19 protein-coding genes and 1 riboswitch are annotated in these 20,246 nt (G+C 70.4%); of the genes, 8 read left to right on the forward strand and 11 right to left on the reverse strand.

Annotation, left to right across the window (positions count from 1 at the left end; translation table 11 throughout):
* Window positions 1-73 precede the first annotated feature (73 nt).
* The 3 genes from glmU (at window position 74) to ISP_RS42545 (ending at window position 3,453) form a co-directional block, all read left to right on the forward strand.
* Window positions 74-1,546: a bifunctional UDP-N-acetylglucosamine diphosphorylase/glucosamine-1-phosphate N-acetyltransferase GlmU gene (gene glmU / locus ISP_RS42535; RefSeq protein WP_014467757.1), complete on the forward strand. Its 1,473-nt coding sequence runs from the start codon at window positions 74-76 to the stop codon at window positions 1,544-1,546.
* Window positions 1,543-2,523, forward strand: coding sequence for a ribose-phosphate diphosphokinase (locus ISP_RS42540; RefSeq protein ID WP_013229964.1), 981 nt, complete (start codon window positions 1,543-1,545; stop codon window positions 2,521-2,523). Before glmU ends, ISP_RS42540 begins: the two co-directional genes overlap by 4 nt.
* A 63-nt stretch (window positions 2,524-2,586) precedes the next feature.
* On the forward strand, window positions 2,587-3,453 hold the full coding sequence (locus ISP_RS42545) for a TIGR03621 family F420-dependent LLM class oxidoreductase (protein WP_013229965.1): 867 nt from the start codon (window positions 2,587-2,589) through the stop codon (window positions 3,451-3,453).
* Here ISP_RS42545 and ISP_RS42550 read toward each other — a convergent pair.
* Both ISP_RS42550 and ISP_RS42555 read right to left on the reverse strand, forming a co-directional pair.
* Entirely contained in the window at window positions 3,447-4,088 is a 642-nt protein-coding gene (locus tag ISP_RS42550; protein WP_013229966.1) for an NAD(P)-dependent oxidoreductase, read from the reverse strand. The two genes, ISP_RS42545 and ISP_RS42550, sit on opposite strands and share 7 nt — an antisense overlap.
* 98 nt (window positions 4,089-4,186) lie before the next feature.
* Entirely contained in the window at window positions 4,187-5,281 is a 1,095-nt protein-coding gene (locus ISP_RS42555) for a hypothetical protein (protein ID WP_013229967.1), read from the reverse strand.
* Between the two features lie 351 nt (window positions 5,282-5,632).
* Here ISP_RS42555 and ISP_RS42560 point away from each other — a divergent pair, with 351 nt between their 5' ends.
* The 4 genes from ISP_RS42560 to ISP_RS42580 all read left to right on the forward strand — a co-directional run bounded on the left by ISP_RS42560 (window position 5,633) and on the right by ISP_RS42580 (window position 7,725).
* Entirely contained in the window at window positions 5,633-6,232 is a 600-nt protein-coding gene (locus tag ISP_RS42560) for a 50S ribosomal protein L25/general stress protein Ctc (protein ID WP_013229968.1), read from the forward strand.
* 9 nt (window positions 6,233-6,241) lie between these two features.
* Window positions 6,242-6,835, forward strand: coding sequence for an aminoacyl-tRNA hydrolase (gene pth / locus ISP_RS42565; protein WP_013229969.1), 594 nt, complete (start codon window positions 6,242-6,244; stop codon window positions 6,833-6,835).
* Window positions 6,836-6,856: 21 nt separating this feature from the next.
* The gene (locus tag ISP_RS42575) at window positions 6,857-7,177 is read left to right on the forward strand and encodes a DivIVA domain-containing protein (RefSeq protein ID WP_013229970.1); all 321 of its coding nucleotides are present in this window, start codon (window positions 6,857-6,859) and stop codon (window positions 7,175-7,177) included.
* Window positions 7,178-7,368: 191 nt separating this feature from the next.
* Window positions 7,369-7,725, forward strand: a complete 357-nt coding sequence (locus tag ISP_RS42580; RefSeq protein ID WP_013229971.1) for a DivIVA domain-containing protein — start codon at window positions 7,369-7,371, stop codon at window positions 7,723-7,725.
* A gap of 66 nt (window positions 7,726-7,791) precedes the next feature.
* Here ISP_RS42580 and ISP_RS42585 read toward each other — a convergent pair whose 3' ends face one another.
* From ISP_RS42585 to metG, 9 genes are all read right to left on the reverse strand, one after another.
* Window positions 7,792-9,549: a fatty acyl-AMP ligase gene (locus tag ISP_RS42585; protein WP_013229972.1), complete on the reverse strand. Its 1,758-nt coding sequence runs from the start codon at window positions 9,547-9,549 to the stop codon at window positions 7,792-7,794.
* 25 nt (window positions 9,550-9,574) lie between these two features.
* Window positions 9,575-11,341 carry an ABC-F family ATP-binding cassette domain-containing protein gene (locus ISP_RS42590; RefSeq protein WP_013229973.1) on the reverse strand — a complete coding sequence of 589 codons (1,767 nt, stop codon included), beginning with the start codon at window positions 11,339-11,341 and terminating at the stop codon, window positions 9,575-9,577.
* 4 nt (window positions 11,342-11,345) lie between these two features.
* The gene (locus tag ISP_RS42595; protein ID WP_013229974.1) at window positions 11,346-11,753 is read right to left on the reverse strand and encodes an ASCH domain-containing protein; all 408 of its coding nucleotides are present in this window, start codon (window positions 11,751-11,753) and stop codon (window positions 11,346-11,348) included.
* Entirely contained in the window at window positions 11,750-12,712 is a 963-nt protein-coding gene (locus tag ISP_RS42600; protein WP_013229975.1) for a 4-(cytidine 5'-diphospho)-2-C-methyl-D-erythritol kinase, read from the reverse strand. Before ISP_RS42600 ends, ISP_RS42595 begins: the two co-directional genes overlap by 4 nt.
* Window positions 12,713-12,782: 70 nt before the next feature.
* On the reverse strand, window positions 12,783-13,796 hold the full coding sequence (locus ISP_RS42605; RefSeq protein WP_013229976.1) for a methionine ABC transporter ATP-binding protein: 1,014 nt from the start codon (window positions 13,794-13,796) through the stop codon (window positions 12,783-12,785).
* Window positions 13,797-14,003: 207 nt separating this feature from the next.
* Window positions 14,004-14,094: riboswitch (SAM riboswitch) on the reverse strand.
* A 140-nt stretch (window positions 14,095-14,234) separates the two neighbouring features.
* Entirely contained in the window at window positions 14,235-15,071 is an 837-nt protein-coding gene (gene rsmA / locus ISP_RS42610) for a 16S rRNA (adenine(1518)-N(6)/adenine(1519)-N(6))-dimethyltransferase RsmA (RefSeq protein ID WP_013229977.1), read from the reverse strand.
* A 112-nt stretch (window positions 15,072-15,183) separates the two neighbouring features.
* Window positions 15,184-16,611 (reverse strand): resuscitation-promoting factor, encoded by a 1,428-nt coding sequence (locus ISP_RS42615; RefSeq protein WP_013229978.1) that lies wholly within the window; start codon window positions 16,609-16,611, stop codon window positions 15,184-15,186.
* 288 nt (window positions 16,612-16,899) lie between these two features.
* On the reverse strand, window positions 16,900-17,736 hold the full coding sequence (locus ISP_RS42620; protein ID WP_013229979.1) for a TatD family hydrolase: 837 nt from the start codon (window positions 17,734-17,736) through the stop codon (window positions 16,900-16,902).
* A 10-nt stretch (window positions 17,737-17,746) separates the two neighbouring features.
* The gene (gene metG / locus ISP_RS42625; RefSeq protein WP_014467759.1) at window positions 17,747-19,543 is read right to left on the reverse strand and encodes a methionine--tRNA ligase; all 1,797 of its coding nucleotides are present in this window, start codon (window positions 19,541-19,543) and stop codon (window positions 17,747-17,749) included.
* 52 nt (window positions 19,544-19,595) lie between these two features.
* Here metG and ISP_RS42630 point away from each other — a divergent pair, with 52 nt between their 5' ends.
* On the forward strand, window positions 19,596-20,195 hold the full coding sequence (locus tag ISP_RS42630) for a PadR family transcriptional regulator (protein ID WP_013229981.1): 600 nt from the start codon (window positions 19,596-19,598) through the stop codon (window positions 20,193-20,195).
* Window positions 20,196-20,246: the final 51 nt, after the last annotated feature.

The following is a 20,246-nucleotide window of genomic DNA, read 5'->3' on the forward strand; positions in this document are numbered from 1 at the left end:
GATTGCTGACATCCAGCACAGTTAGGATTGGCGCCCGACAGAAGCCGCTTGTTGGTAACCGTTGGGAGCGCCGTTGACCGGCCCGCTGAGCACGTTGATCCTGGCTGCGGGTGAAGGCACCCGCATGCGTTCCTCGACGCCGAAGGTGCTGCACCCGATCGCCGGGCGGCCCCTGGTCGAGCACGCCGTCCGGGCCGCCGCCGGCCTGAACCCCGAACACCTCGTGGTGGTCGTCGGGCACGGCCGCGAAGCGGTCGGCGAACGGCTGGCCGCGGTCGGGGACGCGCTCGGGCGCACCGTCGGCACCGCGGTCCAGGCCGAGCAGAAGGGCACCGGCCACGCCGTGTCCTGCGCGCTCGCGACCCTGCCCGCCGACCTCACCGGCACCGTGCTCGTCAGCTACGGCGACGTCCCGCTGCTCGACACCGCGACCCTCGGCGCGCTGCTCGACGAGCACACCGAGGCGAAGAACGCGGTCACCGTGCTCACCTCGGTGGTCGCCGACCCGACCGGCTACGGCCGGATCGTGCGCGACAGCGCGGGCAAGGTCACCGGGATCGTCGAGCACAAGGACGCCACCCCGGAGCAGGCCGAGATCACCGAGATCAACTCGGGCGTCTACGCCTTCGACGCGGCGGTGCTGCGCGACGGCCTTTCGCGTCTCTCGACCGACAACGCGCAGGGCGAGCTCTACCTCACCGACGTGCTGGGCATCGCGAACGGCGACGGGCTCCACGTCGGCGCGCTGGTGGTCGACGACCCGTGGCTCACCGAAGGCGTCAACGACCGCGTGCAGCTCTCGGTGCTCGGCGCCGAGCTCAACCGCCGGATCGTGCAGCGCTGGCAGCGCGAAGGCGTCACGATCGTCGACCCGGCGACGACCTGGATCGACGCCGGCGTCACCCTTTCCCGTGACGTCGTCATCGAGCCGGGCGTGCAGCTGAAGGGCACGACGTCGATCGGCGAGGGCAGCACGGTCGGCCCGGACAGCACGCTGACGAACGTCACCATCGGCGCGGGCGCCTCGGTGGTCCGCGTGCACGGCTCGGACTCGGAGCTCGGTGACGGCGTCAACGTCGGCCCGTTCACCTACCTGCGGCCGGGCACCAAGCTGGGCGTCAAGGCGAAGCTGGGTGCGTTCGTCGAGACGAAGGCCGCCGACATCGGCGCCGGCACGAAGGTGCCCCACCTGACCTACGTGGGTGACGCCACGATCGGCGAGCACAGCAACATCGGCTGCTCGAGCGTGTTCGTGAACTACGACGGCGTGCACAAGCACCGGACCGTTATCGGGTCGCATGTCCGGTTGGGCGCGGACAACACCTTCGTCGCTCCGGTGCACATCGGTGACGGCGCTTACAGTGGTGCGGGTGCCGTGATCCGCGAAGACGTCCCGCCGGGCACACTCGCGGTGTCGGCGCCGCCGCAGCGCAACATCGAAGGCTGGGCGATCCGGCGCCGGCCAGGTACGCCCGCGGCGGAGGCGGCCCAGGCCGCCCTCGACGCCGATTCAGCAGCAGGAACCGACGGGGAGTCACCAGCATGAGTCCGAAGCAAGGCACGCCGAAGAAGAACCTGATGCTCTTCTCCGGACGCGCGCACAAGGAGCTCGCCGAAGAGGTGGCCCAGCACCTCAACGTGACGATCACCCCCCAGACGGCGCACACGTTCGCCAACGGCGAGCTGTTCGTCCGGTTCGAGGAATCCGTCCGCGGCACCGACGCCTTCGTCATCCAGGCCCACACCACGCCCATCAACGAGTACGTGATGGAGCAGCTGATCATGGTGGACGCGCTCAAGCGGGCGAGCGCGAAGCGGATCACCGTGGTGATGCCGTTCTACCCGTACGCGCGCCAGGACAAGAAGCACAAGGGCCGCGAGCCGATCTCGGCGCGGCTGATCGCGGACCTGTTCAAGACCGCGGGCGCCGACCGGATCATGACCGTCGACCTGCACACCGCGCAGATCCAGGGCTTCTTCGACGGCCCGGTCGACCACCTGATGGCGCAGACCGTGCTGGCCGACCACATCAAGGCCACCTACGGCGACGCGGACATCACGGTCGTCTCCCCGGACTCGGGCCGCGTGCGGCTGGCCGAGAAGTGGGCGCAGACCCTCGGTGACCGCCCGATCGCGTTCATCCACAAGACGCGCGACCCGGACAAGCCCAACCAGGCGGTGGCCAACCGCGTGGTCGGCAAGGTCGAGGGCAAGCTCTGCGTGCTGATCGACGACATGATCGACACGGGCGGCACGATCGTGAAGGCCACCGAGGCCCTGATCGACGAAGGCGCGGCCGACGTGGTCATCGCGACCACGCACGGCATCCTGTCCGACCCGGCGACGCAGCGGCTCTCGGCGTGCAAGGCGCGCGAGGTCATCGTGACGAACTCGCTGCCGATCCCGGAGGAGAAGCGGTTCCCGGGGCTGACGGTGCTGTCGATCGCCCCGATGCTGGCGGAGGCCATCCAGCAGGTCTTCGAAGACGGCTCGGTGACGTCCCTCTTCGACGGCAACGCCTGACGACCCGTCCGCCGGGCGCGAACTCCGCGCCCGGCGGGGGTTCCCGGCGCTAGCGTCGCCGGCATGGGGAACTTCAAGTTCGGCGTCAGCTTCCGCGAGATCGGCACCCGGGACGCCTGGATCGCCAAGTGCCGGCGCGCCGAGGAGCTCGGCTACGACGTCATCACCGTGCCCGACCACCTCGGCACCGGCCGCTTCGCGCCGTTCCCGGTGCTGGCCATGGCCGCCGCCGTCACCGAACGGCCGCGGCTGGGCACCCTCGTCTCCAACGTGCCCTTCTACAACCTCGCGCTCTTCGCGCGCGAAGCGTCCACGACAGCCGCCCTGCTCGACGGACGCCTCGACCTGGGCCTCGGCGCCGGCCACATGAAGGCCGAGTTCGACGCCGCCGGGCTGCCGTGGCAGAAGGCGTCAGAACGGATCGACCGCCTCGAAGAGAGCCTCGGCTACCTGCGGAAACACTTCGAGGACGAGGGCATCGACCACCCGCGGCTGCTGATCGCGGGCAACAGCGACGGCGTCCTGGAGCTGGCCGCCGAGCACGCGGACGTCGTCGGGTTCGGCGGGCTCCGGCAGCAGCCCGGGAAGCCGCCGGGCACCTTCAAGCTCGACAACGCCGAGGCGATGGACGAGCGGGTCGCGTTCTTCCGGTCCCGGACGAGCCGCGACCCCGAATACAACATGCTGGTCCAGCACGTCGAAGTCACTGACAACCGCCTCGAAGCCGCCGAGGCGTGGCACGAACTGACCGAGCGCAGCGCCGTCGCCGACGCCCGGGAACTCCTCGACGCCCCCCAGCTCCTGCTGGGCACGGTCGAGGAGATCGCCGGGCAGCTGGAAGCCCGGCGCGAGCGCTACGGCTTCTCCAACATCACGGTCTTCGAGCCGAACCTCGAGACCTTCGCGCCCGTGCTGAAAGAGCTTCAGTAAGCCGCGGTGAAGCGCGCGCGGCGGTGCTTCGGCTGCTCGATCTCGTCGACGTACGCGATCGCGAAGTCGTCGCCGCCGATGTGCGACTTGCCGTTCTCGTCGGTCAGCAGGACGTCACCGCCGATCCGGAACTCGCCCGTGCGCTCGCCGGGGGTCCAGGCGCCGAACTCGGCGGCCGGGCTGACGTAGAACCAGTCGAGGCTCTCGGGCTGCTCGCGCAGCAGGCCGAGGACCTCGGCGTGGCTGCCGGCCTCGTCCTTGTACTCGGCCGGGAACTCCGGGGTGTCGAACAGCCGCGGGCCACCCTCGGCCACGTGCAGGCTCGCCGCGCCGCCGACGAACGACAGCCGGACGCCGTTCTCGCTCGCGATCCGCGCCAGGGCCGGCACCGCGTCGATCAGCTTCTTGCCGTCGAGCTCGCGGGCCGGGGTGGCGACCACGATGACATCCGCGTCCTTCGCGACCTGCGCGACGAGGTCCTCGTCGTGCAGCGAACCCTGCCGGGCCTCGACGCCTTCGGGGACCGAGCCCGCGTTGCGCGCGACGCCGACGACTTCGTGTCCGCGACGCAGCGCCTCGGCGCCGATCTTGCCTCCGGCGTACCCCGTAGCTCCGAAAACCACCAGCTTGGCCATGGAATCTCCTCGTTCGTCGTCGGCCTTCCCGGCCGATGGTAGGAACGGAAGATCACCTACTTCAACGGAAGCAACACACCCGGGGGTAGGTGTCCAGGTCAGCCGCCGAGGCCGGCGAACTCCGCGGCCACCCGCTGCTTGACGGCGTCGACGTCCAGGCCCGCGCGCACCTCCGCCGTCGCGTTCGGCTTCGACAGCACCTGGTAGCTGGCCGTGCGGTTGGGCAGCTTGAACTTCACCGCGCAGGACAGCTGGATCGTCTTGTACGGCTCCGCGTCCCCGGCCGTCGTGCACGTCTGCGCGCCGAGCGACTCGGCGCTGACCTCCACCGAGAGGGTGATGTGGACGACGCTCTTCTCCCCCGACGCCGGCGTGCCGACGACGCTGTTGGAGACGTCGACCGTCGTCGTGCAGGAGCCGACGAAGTCCTTGCAGTCGAGGTGGTCGTTGGTGACGACGGCGCTGGCCTGCACCAGCCCCTCGAACGGCTGGCCGAGCCCGCCGACGGCGGCGTCGAGGTCGGTGTGGAACGTCTTCACCGCGTCCCCGGCGAGCGTGGCGACCTGGAACTCGGCGCCGTACTTCGGGCCGTTCTGCGGGTCGAGCAGCACCGGCGCGAAGCTGACGACGCGGTTCGGCTTGGCCGTCGTGACGCGCAGGACGCTGGGCGCGGCGCCGAGCTGGTAGACCTCGGTGCCGTCCGGCTGCTTCGCCTTGACCGGCTCACCCTGCCGGTCGAGCCCGGCCAGCGCCTTGCGCAGCCCGGCGGCGAGCGCCGGCGGGGCGAACCGGGCCGCCGGGTCGAAGGGCAGTTCGGAGCCGAGCGAGCGCACCCAGCTCGTGCCGAACTGCGTGCCCTCGTCGATGGCGTGCGCCTTCCAGTAGTCGGCGTCGGCCTGCAGGTAGAACTGGGCGGCGGCGGCCGTCACCTGGATGAAGCGGCCGTCGAGCGGCAGCCCGCCGAAGGCGTAGCCGCCGCGGGTGATCCGGAACTGCTGATCGGCGCCCTGCACCGTGGACTTCAGCGCGATCGCGGGCGCCTGGCCCAGCGCCGTGAGGGCCGCGTCGACCGCTTCGCGCTGCTCGGCGCGCCGGTCCGCCGTCGCCTGGTCGGCCGCGGAGACACCGGCGGTGCCGGCGACCGCCACCTGGCAGCCCGCCAGCAGCCCACCCAGCAGCAGCACCGCCGCCACTCTGCTCGCTCGAGCCCGCATTTACCGCCCCCTGCTCTCCCGCTACCGAGCACACCTCGGCCGGCGTTGTCCCGCCACCGGATTTGTGTCGTCACGTACCGGGGTTCCAGGAGGGTTCTAGCCTGGGCCGGGCACCCGCCGCAACCCACCGTGATGAGGTTGGTTTACACTCTTGAGGTTGTCTCGGCGAGGCGGGGCCCTTCTGGGGTGCCCGGCGTGATCGACGCGGCGGCTCGAGTAGCCCCCGTCGTCGTGCACGCCCGGAAACTCGCCGCCGGAACTTCCTTGAACAGAACACATCGGCTTCCCCCGCCGCAGCATGCTGTCTTTGATTTGAAGGAGTGCCACACCGTGTCCGAGGTACGTCTGTCCGTCGAGCCGCGCACCGAGTTCGGCAAGGGCGCCGCGCGCCGCACGCGTCGCGCCGGCAAGATCCCCGCCGTCCTCTACGGCCACGGGTCGGACCCGCGGCACTTCGCGCTGCCGGCGATCGAGTTCGCCCGCGTCGTCCGCGAGAACGGCTCGAACGCCGTCATCACGCTGGACCTGGAGGGCTCGGTCGAGCTGGCGCTCACCAAGACCATCGTGGTCCACCCGCTGAAGAACTACATCGAGCACGTCGACCTGCTGGTCGTGAAGCGCGGCGAGAAGATCGTCGTCGACGTCCCCGTCGTCGTGACCGGCAACCCCGGCCCGGGCGGCCTGGTCAACCAGGACGTCGACACCCTGCAGGTCGAGGTCGAGGCGCTGCACATCCCGGAGCAGTTCGAGGTCTCGATCGAGGGCCTCGAGATCGGTTCCCAGGTGCTGGCCGGCCAGGTCGAGCTGCCGCAGGGCGCGACCCTGGTCACCGACCCGGAGTCGCTCGTCGTGGCCGTCAACGAGCCGCAGCGTGAAGAGGCCGGCGACGAGGACGAGGCGGGCGAAGAGCCCACCGAAGCGGCCGAATAACATCGCCGCATGACGGAAGACCTGCCTGGGGCCGGCGAGCTGATCCTGCTCGCCGGCCTCGGCAATCCCGGACCCCAGTACGCCGGAAACCGGCACAATGTCGGGTTCATGGTGCTGGACGAGCTGGCCGCCCGCATCGGCGGCAAGTTCAAGACGCACAAGTCCGGCGGCGAAGTCCTCGAGGGCCGGCTGGCCGGCCGCCGCGTGGTGCTGGTGAAGCCGCGGTCGTACATGAACCTCTCCGGCGGGCCGGTGGCCGGCGCGGCGAAGTTCTACAAGATCGAGCCGTCCGGCGTCGTCGTGGTGCACGACGAGCTCGACGTCGACTTCGGCACGCTGAAGCTGAAGTTCGGCGGCGGCGACAACGGCCACAACGGACTCCGCTCGATCTCGAAGTCGCTGGGCACCCGCGACTACTACCGGGTGCGGTTCGGCATCGGCCGCCCACCCGGCCGCCAGGACCCGGCGGACTTCGTGCTGAAGGACTTTTCGACGGTCGAGCGCAAAGAACTCCCGTTGGAGGTGGACCGGTGCGCGGACGCGACCGAAGCACTGATCGGCACCGGCCTCGCCGCCGCGCAGAACTCCTTCCACGCGGGCTGACATGGGTGGCGAGGTGAAGCCATGACCCCCGACGAAGCTCGGTCGATCGCCTTCGGCAAGCCCCGGTTCGGCCGGCGCGGCTACAACGAGGACGAGGTGGACGCCTTCCTCGACCTCATCGCGGAGGCGCTGGCCGGGCGGAACATCCTCACGCCGGACGACATCCACTACGTCGAGTTCACGATCATGCCGGTCGGCATGCGCAGCTACGACCAGGCCCAGGTCGACCTGTTCCTCGACGAGGCCGAGGCGGCGCTGGTGGAGCTGCGCAACCCGCGGCCGGCGGAGGTCGAGGAGGAGCGGCGGCCGCAGGGGCCCCGGAAGTGGTTCGGGCGCGGCTGACAGCACTTCTTGTCGGGTGTCACGGTGTGAACCCGGACACACAGCGCTGAGTAGCGCAAGCTCACCCGAAGGCGGGCGCGGGCCCGCCCGTCGGGGTGAGGTTGGGGTCAGCCCCTTTCGGGCAGCCTGTTCACGGGTTAGGACGGTGTACGGGAGTTCGCACCCGCCCTACCCCGGAATCGGAGAGTTCCATGTCGTTCACCGCCGAAGACCTCGCCGAGGTCACCTTCGGTCACGCCCCGATCGGCCGCCGTGGTTACGCGAAGCACGAGGTGGACGCGTTCATCCGGCGGATCGCCAAGACGCTCGCCGACGAGGACGACCTGACCGCCGCCGAAGTGCACCACGTGATGTTCGCGAAGCCGCTGATCGGTAAGCGCGGCTACGACGAGCGGGAGGTCGACGAGTTCCTCGACGCGGTGGAGGACCAGCTCGCCGCCCGTACCGGCCAGGCCCCCGACCTCCCCGGCGCCCGCACGGCGCCCGAAGCCACCACCGAGCGCGCCGCCCCACCGACGCTCCGGGCGGTGCGCGTCCAGCAACGCTGACCCCGAACGCAGTGAATGACTCATTCATGTCATCTGACGACATGAATGAGTCATTCACTGCGTCGATCAGGCGTCCGCGTTCTTCTTGATCCGGTCCGCGAACTGCTGCGCCGTCGCCGCGCGCTTGACCTTGCCCGACGGCGTCTTCGGGAGGCTGCCCGCCGGGAGCACCACCACCGCGTACGGCCGCATGTCGACGGCGTCGCGGACCCGGGCCGACACCTGCTTCATCAGGTTCTTCTCGGCTTCGGCGTCCCCCGCCAGCTTCGACTCGAGGACCACCGCGAACCGTTCGCGGCGGCTGCCCGCGTCCAGCCGGACCGCCACCGCGTTGCCCGCGCGCACGCCCTCGACCGAGGTCGCCGCGCGCTCGATGTCGGTCGGGTACAGGTTGCGGCCGCCCATGATGATGACGTCCTTGCGGCGGCCGCAGATGACGATCTGGCCGTCCACCAGGTAACCGAGGTCGCCGGTGTTCAGCCACCCGTCCTCGTCCTGCGTCGCGAGCGGGCCGTCCATGGTCAGGTAGCCGGGGGTCACAGCCTCGCCGCGCAGCCGGATCTCGCCGACCTCGCGCTCGTCGACGCGCTTGCCGGCGTCGTCGACGATCTCCGCTTCCAGCCCGTCGAGGGGCCGGCCGAGCAGGGCGAACGACCGGACACCGTCGGTGCCGCGCCGCGGGTCGCCTTCGGGGACGGGCACCGCGCGGTTCTCCGCCTCCAGCGCGTCGGCTTCGACGACGTCGAGGGTGAGACCGGTGAACAGCGGCGCGAACGACACCGCGAGCGTCGCTTCGGCCATGCCGTAGGCCGGGAAGACGCATTCCGCCGGCATCTTGAACCGGGCTCCGGCGTCCACGAAGGTCTGGACGGCGGTCTCGTCGATGGGCTCGGCGCCGTTCAGCGCGATGCGCAGCTTCGAGAGGTCGTAGGCGTCATCCTCGTCGACGCGCGCCATCCGGCGTCCGACGATGGCGTACGCGAAGTTCGGCGCCGCCGTCGTGGTGCCGTGGTACTTCGTGATGAGCTCCGGCCAGATCAGCGGCCCGGAGAGGAACTCGACCGGCGTGATCTTGACCAGCTCGACGCCGAAGGTCATCGGCACGGTCAGGAAGCCGACCATCCCCATGTCGTGGAACGTCGGCAGCCAGGACACCATCACGTCGACGTCGAAGTCGAACTCCGCGCGCTCGACCATGGCCTTGACGTTGGAGTACAGGTTCCCGTAGGTGATCCGCACCGCCTTGGGGTCGGCGGTCGAGCCGCTGGTGAGCTGCAGCAGCGCGGTGTCGCCCTCATCGGTGACGACGACGTCCGGCAGCGGCTCGGCGGCGGCGAGCTCGGTGATGAGCTGGAAGCCGATGCCCTTCTGCTCCAGGACGGGCGCCAGCTGGTCGAACGGCTCGCCCAGCAGCACTGTGACATTCCGGGGCCCAGCCCCGGACCCCGGCCGGGGGGCAAGCCCCCCTGGACCCCCCAAAGCGTCCTGGTCTGAGCCGATCATGCCGAGCACCCGCACGGTGTCTTCGGCCCACTCGGCGAGATCGGTGCGCGGGGTCGGCTGGTGCAGCATGGTGACGCTGCCACCGGCCAGCCAGACGGCCTGCACGGTCGGCGCGATCAGCACCGGCGCGGCGGCCAGCACCCCGACCGCCGTCCCGCGCTCGAACCCGCCCGCGACGAGCCCGCCGGCGATTCGCCGGGCTTCTTCGTGCACCTCGGCCCAGGTCCGCCGGACCGGCTCCTTCGGCTCTCCGGTGACCATGCCGCGCTGCTGCCCCCGCTTCGTCGCGGTGGCGACGAGCGTGTCCACGAACCTGCTCATGAGGCAGACATTACTGGCAGCCGTGTCACTCCAGCAGTTCGGACGTCTCCAGCCAGCGGCCCTCGACGTCCTCGATCTCGCCCTGGACGCCCTTCAGCTCCGCGTTGAGCTCCATCAGCTTCGCCGGGTCTGTCGCCGCCGCCAGCAGCGACGCGTGGAGCTTCTGCTCCTTCGCGTGCAGCTGGTCGAGCTTGCGCTCCAGCCGGCCGAGTTCCTTCTGGGCCGCGCGCAGGTCCGCCGCCGACTTCTTCGCCTCGGTCTTGGCCGCCGTCGAGGCCGCCGCGGGCGCCGGTTCCTTGGCGAGGGCGCGGCGGTTCAGGTACTCCTCGATGCCGCCCGGGAGGTGGGTGATCCGGCCGTCGCCGAACAAGGCGACGATCGTGTCGCACACCCGCTCCACCAGGTAGCGGTCGTGGGAGACCACGACCATCGTGCCCGGCCAGCCGTCGAGGAGGTCCTCCAGCTGCTGCAGCGTGTCGATGTCCAGGTCGTTCGTCGGCTCGTCGAGCAGCAGCACGTTCGGCTCGGCCATCAGCAGCCGGCACAGCTGCAGCCGGCGCCGCTCGCCGCCGGAGAGGTCCGCGACCGGCGTCCACTGGCGCGCCTGGGGGAACCCGAGCTTCTCGCCCAGCTGCGACGCCGTCATCTCCTGCTTGCCGAACACCACGCGCCCGGCCACCTGCTCGATCGCCTGCAGCACACGCAGGTCGCCGGGCAGGTCGTCGAGCTCCTGGCGCAGGTGCGCGAGCGCGACGGTCTTGCCCTCGATCCGGCGGCCGGTCGAGCCCTCGATGTCGCCGCCGAGCAGCTTCAGCAGCGACGTCTTGCCCGAGCCGTTGATGCCCACCAGGCCGATCCGGTCGCCCGGCCCGATCCGCCAGGTGACGTGGTCGAGCAGCGTCCGCTCGCCGACCTGGTACGTCGTGTCTTCCAGCTCCAGCACGGTCTTCCCGAGCCGCCGCTTCGCGAACGCCTGCAGCTCGACGGAGTCCCGCGGCGGCGGGACGTCGGCGATCAGCGCTTCGGCCGCCTCGATGCGGTAGCGCGGCTTCGACGAGCGTGCCTGCGGGCCGCGGCGCAGCCACGCCAGCTCCTTGCGGGCCAGGTTCTGCCGCTTCTCCTCGGCCGTCGCGGCCAGCCGCGCCCGCTCGGCGCGCGCGAAGATCCAGTCGGCGTAACCACCTTCGTACTGCTCGACGCGGCCGTTCGCGACCTCCCACGTCAGCGTCGCGACGGTGTCGAGGAACCACCGGTCGTGCGTGACGACCACGACCGCGATCCGCCGGGTCAGCAGGTGGTCGGCGAGCCACTGGACACCTTCGACGTCCAAGTGGTTGGTCGGTTCGTCGAGCACGACGAGGTCGAGCTCGCCGGTCAGCGCGGCCGCCAGCGAAACGCGGCGCCGCTCGCCACCGGAGAGGTTCGCGGTCGGCGTGTCGAGCCCGATCGCGGTGATACCCAGACCGTCCACAATGGATCGGACGCGCGCGTCCGCCGCCCATTCGTGCTCGGCGCCGTAGCGTTCGAGCACGACCTCGCCGACGCTGCTGCCGTGCGGCAACTCGGTCCGCTGGGTGACGACGGCCATCCGCAGGCCGCCGACGTGGCTCACCCGCCCGGAATCGGGCTCGGCGAGTCCGGAAAGGACTTCCAGCAGGGTGGTCTTGCCGCCGCCGTTGAGGCCGACGACGCCGATGCGCTGCCCGGCCGCGACGCCGAGGGAGACGCCGTCCAGGAGCGGGCGAACCCCGTAGGACTTGCTCACCGACTCGAGATTGACCAGGTTGGCCATCCGTTCAGCCGATCCTTTCAACGATGATGAACCGGGTCGCCACGACCATGGTCGCGTCGTCCACGGTGAATTCCGGATCTTCGAGCGCGGCGCGCATTTCGTCGCCCTGCCAGTACTCCGTGTGGCCGGCGCGCCATCCGGCGACGCTCGTGTCGCCCTCACCCTCGTCGAGCGCGTGCTGCAAGTCCACTTCGGACAGAGGAAGCACGCGCACCTCGGTGGTCTCGAGCACCGCGACCCCCACGCCGGCCGAGTCGATCATCAGCTCGCGCTCGCCGACGACAGGCAGCTCTTCGCCGTACTTCTCGTACTCGGCGACCAAGCCGGTGGTCGACGTCTTCTCCCCGCGCAGGATCGCCGCGACCAGCTTGTCGCGCAGCGGGCCGGGGAACGCGAACTCGGCGTGCTTCACGCGTGCACCCGCGGCGGCGTCGGCCGGTTCGCGTCGTCGCCGCCGACCACGCGGGCGCCGGGGACCGGGCCGTGGGCCACGCGGACCGTCCGGCACACGCCGGCACCCGACAGCTCGGCCGCGACCTCCACCGCCGACTGCGCGTCTTCGCAGAGGAACGCGCACGTCGGGCCGGAGCCGGACACCGTGCCCGCGAGCGCGCCCGCGTTGACCCCCGCCCGGAGCGTGCGGCGCAGGTCGGGCCGCAGCGAGACCGCCGCCGCCTGCAGGTCGTTGCCCAGCAGCAGGGCCAGCTGGCGCGGGTCGCCGGAGGCCAGCGCCTCGACGACCGGCGTGTGCGAGCCGATCCGGGGCGGGTTGCCCGCCGCGCGCAGGCGGTCCAGTTCGCCGAACACCTTCGGCGTGGACAGCCCTTCGGCGGCGAAGGCCAGCACCCAGTGGAACGTGTGCCGCGACAGCACCGGGACCAGCTGCTCACCGCGGCCGGTACCCAGCGCGGTGCCGCCGTAGAGCGCGAACGGGACGTCGCTGCCCAGGCCGGCGGCGATTTCGGCCAGCTCGTCCCGGGTGACGTCGAGGTTCCACAGGCTCGCCAGCCCGACGAGCGTCGCCGCGGCGTCGGCACTGCCGCCCGCCATGCCGCCGGCCACCGGGATGCCCTTGCGCAGCACCACCCGGACCTTCGGCTCCCCGGCGCGGCCGACGTGCCCGGCCAGCGCTTCGACCGCCCGCCAGGCCAGGTTCTTCGGGCCGGTCGGGACCGAGCCCTCCCCCTCGCCGTAGACCTCGATGCCGGGCTCTTCGGTGACCGCGACGGTCACTTCGTCGGTCAGCGACAGCGCCTGGAAGACGGTCACCAGCTCGTGGTAACCGTCTTCGCGCAGGTCGTCGACCGCAAGGTGCAGGTTCACCTTGGCCGGGACCCGGACGGTGACTGGGGGCGGAACTACGGCGAGCACCCGACCAGCCTACGTGCCCGCCGAAACGCCCCGATGCGACCTGCGCATCGGGGCGTTCGGGAGCTACGGGTCAAGCGGCCGCGACGCCCTGGGGCCCGCGGGCGGTGTACGTCACGTGGCCGCCGCGCTCGGCGACCCACGCCAGCGCCGCGTCGGCCCGCTCGCCGCGGACGCCGAGGCGGAACCGGCCGACCGGGGTGTCGCCGACGCGGGTCAGGCCGCCGCCGATGGTGGCGAACTCGACGTCGAAGCGGCCCGCGGCCTCGGGCAGCAGCGCGCCGACCGAGGCGAAGCCGACCAGCACGACGTCGGCCGAGCGGTCGTAGCGCGCCGCCTGCGAGCGGGCGGTCTCGATGGCCGGCAGCAGCGCCTGCGCGGTGCGGCTGGCCGGGTCCGAGATCAGGTCGAGGACCGTGCCGCGCTCGACGACCGTGCCGTCCTCCAGCACCGCGACGTCGTCGCAGACCCTGCGGACCACGCCCGCGTCCGGCGTCGTGACGACGACGGTGACGCCCAGCTCGGAGCGCGCCCGGTCGAGGACGGCGAGCACCGCGCCGGCCTCCTCCGGGTCGACACCGGCGGTCGGGTCGTCGGCCAGCAGCACGGCGGGGGCCGCCGCCAGGGCCTTCGCGACCGCGACGCGGCGCAGCTGACCGGCGGACAGCTCGCTGGGCCGCTGCGCGGCGCGCGGGGTCAAGCCGACGAGGTCGAGCAGCGAGCCGACCCGGCTGCGGCGCTGCGGGCCGTCGATGCCGAGCTGCTCGAGCGGGGAGGCGATGTTGCCGGCGATGGTGCGTTCGGCGATCAGCTCCGGTTTCGTCGAGACGACGCCGAGCTGGCGGCGGATCTCCCGGAGGCGGCGGCCGTCGAGGGTGCCGGTGTTGAGGCCGTCGAGGCGCACGACGCCGCGGTCGGGGCGCTCCTGCAGCGCGATGCACCGGGCGAGAACGGACTTGCCGGACCCGGCGGGACCGACCACGCCGAAGAGCGAGCCGGCCTGGACTTCGACGCTCACGTCCCGCAGCGCGACGACGGAATTTCCATTGGTGGCAAAGGTTTTCGACAGATTTTCGACGGTGATCACGAAGGCTCCAGAAAACGGGGTGCACGCATGGCGGCACCCGGCCGCAAGCAAGTTCCGTCCTGTTCGGACGGTGCATGAAGAAGAGGTGGACCGGCTACGACAAGCTCAGTTGGAGCGTCGACATGCGGTCACGGAGCGGCGGCCTTCGTCGACTACGCGACGCCTGGTCAGGAGCAGGGGGCGAGCTACCCTCTTCATCGAAAACGGCCTCCATCGGTCCTGGCGGTAGCACCTGCCCTGTGGAGGGTGGTTGCTGCGACTTCGGCGAGCCAGGTCTCTCAGTCGCTCGGGATGGACGTACTGAGTAAAACCGATCCCGAGGAGCGAACGCAAGCCCGTTGGCCCAGATCACACGAGTGGAGGTGTCCGAATGGCGGGATCACGGGCGGCGAGGGCGTATTTTCACGCTTCCACTGTGGATATCCCACGGGCGGATGGCTAACGCGCGGCGGCGATCCGGGCGAAGTCGTGCACGTCCAGCTGCTCGCCGCGGGTCCGGGGGTCGATCCCGGCGGCCGTCAGCAGCTCGCCGGCGCGCTCGGCCGAGCCCGCCCAGCCGGCGAGCGCGGCCCGGAGCGTCTTCCTGCGTTGTGAGAAGGCGGCGTCCACCAGACCGAAGAGCAGCTCCCGGTCTTCGGACGCCGTCGTGTCGCCGCGTTCGAAGGCGACGAGCGCGGAATCGACGTTCGGCACGGGCCAGAACACCGAGCGTGGCACGGCGGCGACCTTGCGTGCGGAGCCGTACCAGGCGAGCTTCACGCTCGGCACGCCGTAGATCCGGCTGCCGGGGCCGGCGGCCATCCGGTCGGCGACCTCGGTCTGCACCATGACGAGGCCCTTCCGGAGCGAAGGTACTTCGGCCAGCAGGTGCAGCACGACGGGCACGGCGACGTTGTAGGGCAGGTTGGCGACGAGGGCGGTCGGCTCACCCAGTTCTCCCCGGGTGACGCGCATGGCGTCGGCCCCGACGACGTCGAGGTTCCCGGCGACCTCGGGTCCGCGCTCGGCGACGGTCTTGGGCAGCCGCTCGGCGAGCTTGGGATCGATCTCGACGGCGACGACGTGGGCACCGGTGGCGAGCAGCCCGAGGGTCAGCGACCCGAGCCCGGGCCCGACCTCGAGCACGACGTCGCCCGGAGCGACGTTCGCCAGCTCGACGATCCGGCGGACGGTGTTGGGATCGTGCACGAAGTTCTGCCCGAGCTTCTTCGTCGGCCGCACGTCGAGTTCGGCCGCCAGCCCGCGGATCTCGGCAGGTCCCAGCAGTTCAACCACCGGACGAGCCTACTTGACCCCGGAACTCGCGTGATCAGCGGCGGAACTCGCGTGATTGGCGCACGCGGAACGGCCCCCGTCCACTGAGGACGGGGGCCGTTCCGGGAAAGCGTCAGGCCTTCTTGCCGCAGACCGGCCAGGCGCTGTAGCTGCCGCCGCGGCCGGCCTTGACCTTCTCCGCGATCGCGATCTGCTGCTCACGGGAGGCCTGGTTCGGCAGCGCGGCGTACTCGTCGCCGCCGTAGGCGTTCCACGTCTGCTTGTCGAACTGGAGGCCGCCGTAGTAGCCGTTGCCGGTGTTGATGGCCCAGTTGCCACCCGACTCGCACTGCGCGATGCGGTCCCACGCGGAACCGTCGCCGACGTCCGGGGTCGGGGCCTGCTTGGTGCCGACGTGGATGATCTTCGGCTTCGGCTGGGTGAGGACCTTCTCGGAGACGCTCTCGCGAGCGACCTCCTTGCCGTTCTTCTGCGTGACCTTGTAGGTCACTTCCTTCTCACCGGGCGTGCCCGGGTCTTCGACCGAGGTCTTGCCCTTGGCGAGGTCCGGGTCGTCGACCTTCTGCTCGGGCGGGTCGATGGACTCCTTCTGGACGACCGTCGAGACGCCGGTGCGGCTGATGTGCACCTCGGCGCCGTCGGTCAGCTTGACGTCCAGACCACCCTCGGCCTGGTCCTCCGGGCCCAGGGTGAGCTTGTACTCGCCCAGGAACTCCTTCGTCGTGACCGCGGTCGTCTTCACCTGCTTCGGCGCGTTGGCCCCGTCGTACAGGGTGATGTTCTTGAGGGTCTTGATCTCGACGGTCGCGCCCTGCAGGGGCAGTTCGCCGTCCTTCGGCATCGACATCCACGTGCCGGGCTTGTCCATGCCGGTCATGCCCAGCTGGGACAGCGCGTCGCCGAGGTGGGTCGCACGGACCCAGGAGGTGTGCTCCGCGCCGTCGACGATCATCTTCAGCTGGCGGCCGCGCTCGAGCTTGATGACACCGCCGTCGCCGACCTCCGCCTGCGGGGAGGGGGACAGCGAGTCGTGCGCGCCGACGGACAGGCCCGCGTCCTCGAGCACCTCGCCGACGGTGCCGCCGAAGGAGTGCACGGTCTGCTGGTGGCCGTCGACGTCGACGGTGATGCTCTTGTTCATCGCCAGCGCGGCCGCGCCGCCGCCGGCGACGCTGATCATCACGCTGAGGACGGCGCCCTTGAGGAACCGGCGCTTCCAGATCTTGGTGGTCTCGCGCAGACCCTCGTCCAGCGCGGCCCGCTTGGCCTGCGGGGACGCGGTCCGGTCCGACTCGATCTCGTCCGGGATGACGATCGGCGGCAGGTACGTCGTCTCGGCGTTGATGAGCCGGATCAGCTCGTCGACGTCGACGTCGATCTCGGCCATCATCGCGTCGGCGTCCGGGCCGAGCGCGGCGAGGATGTCCTGCTGCGTGATGTTCGGGTCGTCGGAGAAGTCGAGCTGGCCGTACGCAGTGTTCTCGAAATCGCGCTCGAGGACGGCCGCGGAGCGCGCTCCAGCCTGTCTGCTACCTGTCACCGGGTCGTTCCCTTTCCCAAGACATCGTTCGGGGCGACGTCTTTACGTCTGGGCCCGCAGCCGGCGCCATCGTCACGGTTCCAGGCCGTACCGCTCCTGGTTCCGCTTCCCCGACGTGCACTGACGTGACTGTGGGCGTAACAGCCGGCAACTGCATGCGCAGTACCGACCGGCACGATCACGGGACAGTAACGGGTCGCGGCGGGTTGCGCAAACACCCCCCGGAGTGTCGTGATCTGGGTCACTCCATCAGGTGGACGAGCGGGGAACCCTGTTGTCGCAATGCGTTCAACCCGTTGTGACACTGGGGAGTCGGTAGACCCGCTCGGCGGTGGTCCGGACCGCTTCGGCGACTTCGTGGACAGCTTCGCCCCTGAGCGCCGCGAGGTGACGGACGGTGTAGGCGGCGCCGAACGGCTCGTTGGGCCGCCCACGGAACGGGTGGGGGGTCAGAAACGGTGCGTCGGTCTCGACGAGGTACTGCCCCGGTGGGCAGAGCCGGGCCGCGGCGTGGAGGCCTTTGGCGTTTTTGAACGTGACGGTGCCCGCGAAGGAAAGGACATATCCCGCTTCGACGCACTGGCGGGCCATTTCCGCGTCCCCGGAAAAGCAATGGAAAATTACGGCATTCGGCGCACCCTCTTCGGCCAAGATGCGCAGCACGTCGTCGTGGGCCTCGCGGTCGTGGATCATCAGCGGCTTGCCCAGCCGCTTCGCGAGGTCGATGTGCCAGCGGAACGCCTCCTGCTGGGCGTCGTGCGGCGAGTAGTCCCAGTAGTAGTCGAGGCCGGTCTCGCCGACGGCGACCACGCGGTCGCCGGCCGCCAGGCGCTCGACCTCGGCCCGCTCGGCCTCGCCGAACTCCTTGGTCCGGGTCGGGTGGATCGCGACCGCGGCGAAGACGCGCCGGTCCCAGCCCGCCGCCTCGACGGCCCAGCGGGCCGAGGCGAGGTCGTCCGCGACCGTGACGACGCGGGCGACCCCGGCGCGCTCGGCGCGGTCGACCATGGCCGTGACATCGGCCGCGGTGACCGCGCCGCACGCGTCGAGATGGGTGTGCGCGTCCACCACCGACACCGGGAGCCGGTCCGGGACCGGCGGCAGCTCGCGCTTCTCGTCACCCATGCACTACCTCTTAATCCTTGACGATCGGTGCCCACTCCGGGCCGGTCTCACCCAGCGCCGGGTCGAGCTTGGTGAACAGCGGCGACGGCTTGGCCAGTGGCTTGCCGACCTCGATCGGCGTCGACGCCCACTTCGCCTGCTCGGCCGCGTAGTCGCCGGTGAGGATCGGGTTGACCCGGCCGGCGATGTCGAGGTCGTCGACCTCCTTGAGCTCCGGCTGGGCCGCCCAGACACCGGTGCCGCCGAGGGCCTCGTGCACCTTCTGCGCCGAGTGCGGCAGGAACGGCGTCAGCAGCGTGTTCGCGTCGCTGACGACCTGCAGCGCGGTGTGCAGCACGGTGTCGCGCCGCGTGGGGTCGTCCTTGAGCTTCCACGGCTCCTGGTCGGAGAGGTACTTGTTCGCCGCGGTGACGACCTTCATCGCCTCGGCCGCGGCCAGCTTGAACCGGGACCGGGCCAGGTGCGCGCCCGCGGTGTCGAACGCCTTGCGGGACAACGCCTTCAGGTCCTCGTCGGCCGCCGTCGGGGCCTCCGGGCGCGGGATGGCGCCGACGTTCTTGTGTGCCATCGAGATGGACCGGTTGACCAGGTTGCCCCACTCGTTGGCCAGCTCGAAGTTGGTCCGGCGGACGAACTCGTCCCAGGTGAAGTCGGTGTCCTGGGTCTCCGGGCCGGCGACCGAGATGAAGTACCGCAGCGTGTCCGGGCCGAAGTCGCGCAGGAAGTCCTCGACGTAGATCACGCGCCCGCGCGAGGTCGAGAACTTCGAGCCGCTCATGGTGAGGAACTCGCTGGAGACGATCTCGTCGGGCAGGTGCAGCTTGCCGTACTTGCCGGGCTCGCCGCCCTTGTCGCCCTCGCCGTTGTGGCCGAACAGCAGCGCCGGCCAGATCTGGGCGTGGAAGGTGATGTTGTCCTTGCCCATGAAGTAGTACGACCGGGCGTCGGCGTTGTTCCACCACTCCTGCCACGCGTCCGGGTTGCCGGAGCGCCGCGCCCACTCGACGCTGGCCGAGAAGTACCCGATCACCGCGTCGAACCAGACGTAGAACCGCTTCAGCGGCTGGTCTCGCCAGCCTTCGAGGGGGATCTTGACGCCCCAGTCGAGGTCGCGGGTGATCGGCCGGGGCCGCATGTCGTCGATCAGGTTCTTGGTGAAGTTGAGGACGTTCGGGCGCCAGTCGGTCTTCGTCGACAGCCAGTCGCCGAGGGTCTTGGTGAACGCCGGCAGGTCGAGGAAGTAGTGCTCGGTCTCGACGAACTTCGGCGTCTCGCCGTTGATCCGCGACTTCGGGTTGATCAGCTCCGCGGCGTCGAGCTGGTTGCCGCAGTTGTCGCACTGGTCGCCGCGGGCGCCGTCGAAGCCGCAGATCGGGCAGGTGCCCTCGACGTAGCGGTCGGGCAGCGTGCGGCCGGTGGACGGGCTGATCGCGCCGCGCGTGGTCTTGGGCACGACGTAGCCGTTGCGGTGCAGCGCCAGGAAGATCTGCTGCGTCACCTCGGCGTGGTTGCCGGTCGTGGTCCGGGTGAACAGGTCGTAGGACAGCCCGAGACCCTGCAGGTCGTTGCCGATCTGGCGGGTGTACTTGTCCGCGGTCTCCTGCGGGGTCGAGTTCTCGTTGTCCGCCTGGACGGTGATCGGGGTGCCGTGTTCGTCGGTGCCGGAGACCATGAGCACCCGGTTGCCGGCCATTCGCTGGTAGCGGGAGAAGACGTCGGACGGGACGCCGAATCCGGACACGTGGCCGATGTGGCGGGGGCCGTTGGCGTAGGGCCAGGCCACCGCGGTCAACACAGGGGTGCTCATACCTTATTAGCCTACGGAGGGCGTCACGCGCATTGTCCAGAGGGAGGCCCGGTTGTCGGCGACACGGTTGCTCGTGCTCGGGGTGGTGCGGATGTACGGCCGCGCGCACGGCTACCAGGTGCGGCGTGAGCTGCTGACCTGGTCGGCGGACAAGTGGGCCAACGTCCAGCCCGGGTCGATCTACCACGCGCTGAAGAAGATGACCGCCGAGGACCTGCTGGAGCAGGTCGACGTCGAACCGGGCGAGGGCGGCCCGGACCGGATCGCCTACCGGCTCACCGGCGAGGGCGAGCAGGAGTACCAGGTGCTGCTCTCGAAGGCGTTGTCCGATCCCCAGCTCGACCACCCCGATCTCTCGGCCGCGATTTCGCTGATGACCACCCTGCCCCGGGCGCGGGTGATCAACCTGCTCCGGCACCGGCTGGTGCACCTGGAAGCCGAGCAGCGGCAGGCGGGCCTGATGCTCGAAGAGCTGAAGGTCAACATGGGACTGGGCACGCCGGAGCACGTGGGCGAGCTGTACCGGCTGTGGGGCGGGATCACCGACGCGAGCCTGAGCTGGTTGCAGCGCCTGATCGAGCGGCTCGAAGCCGGCGACTACGTGATGGCCGGCGAGTCCGGCGAAGTCTTCGGCGAACCGCCCGCCCGGTAATCAAGTTTGACTAGGGCATCCTGCTCGGGCACAGTGTGCGCTTCAGCTAGT

Source organism: Amycolatopsis mediterranei (assembly GCF_026017845.1).
GTDB lineage: Bacteria > Actinomycetota > Actinomycetes > Mycobacteriales > Pseudonocardiaceae > Amycolatopsis > Amycolatopsis mediterranei.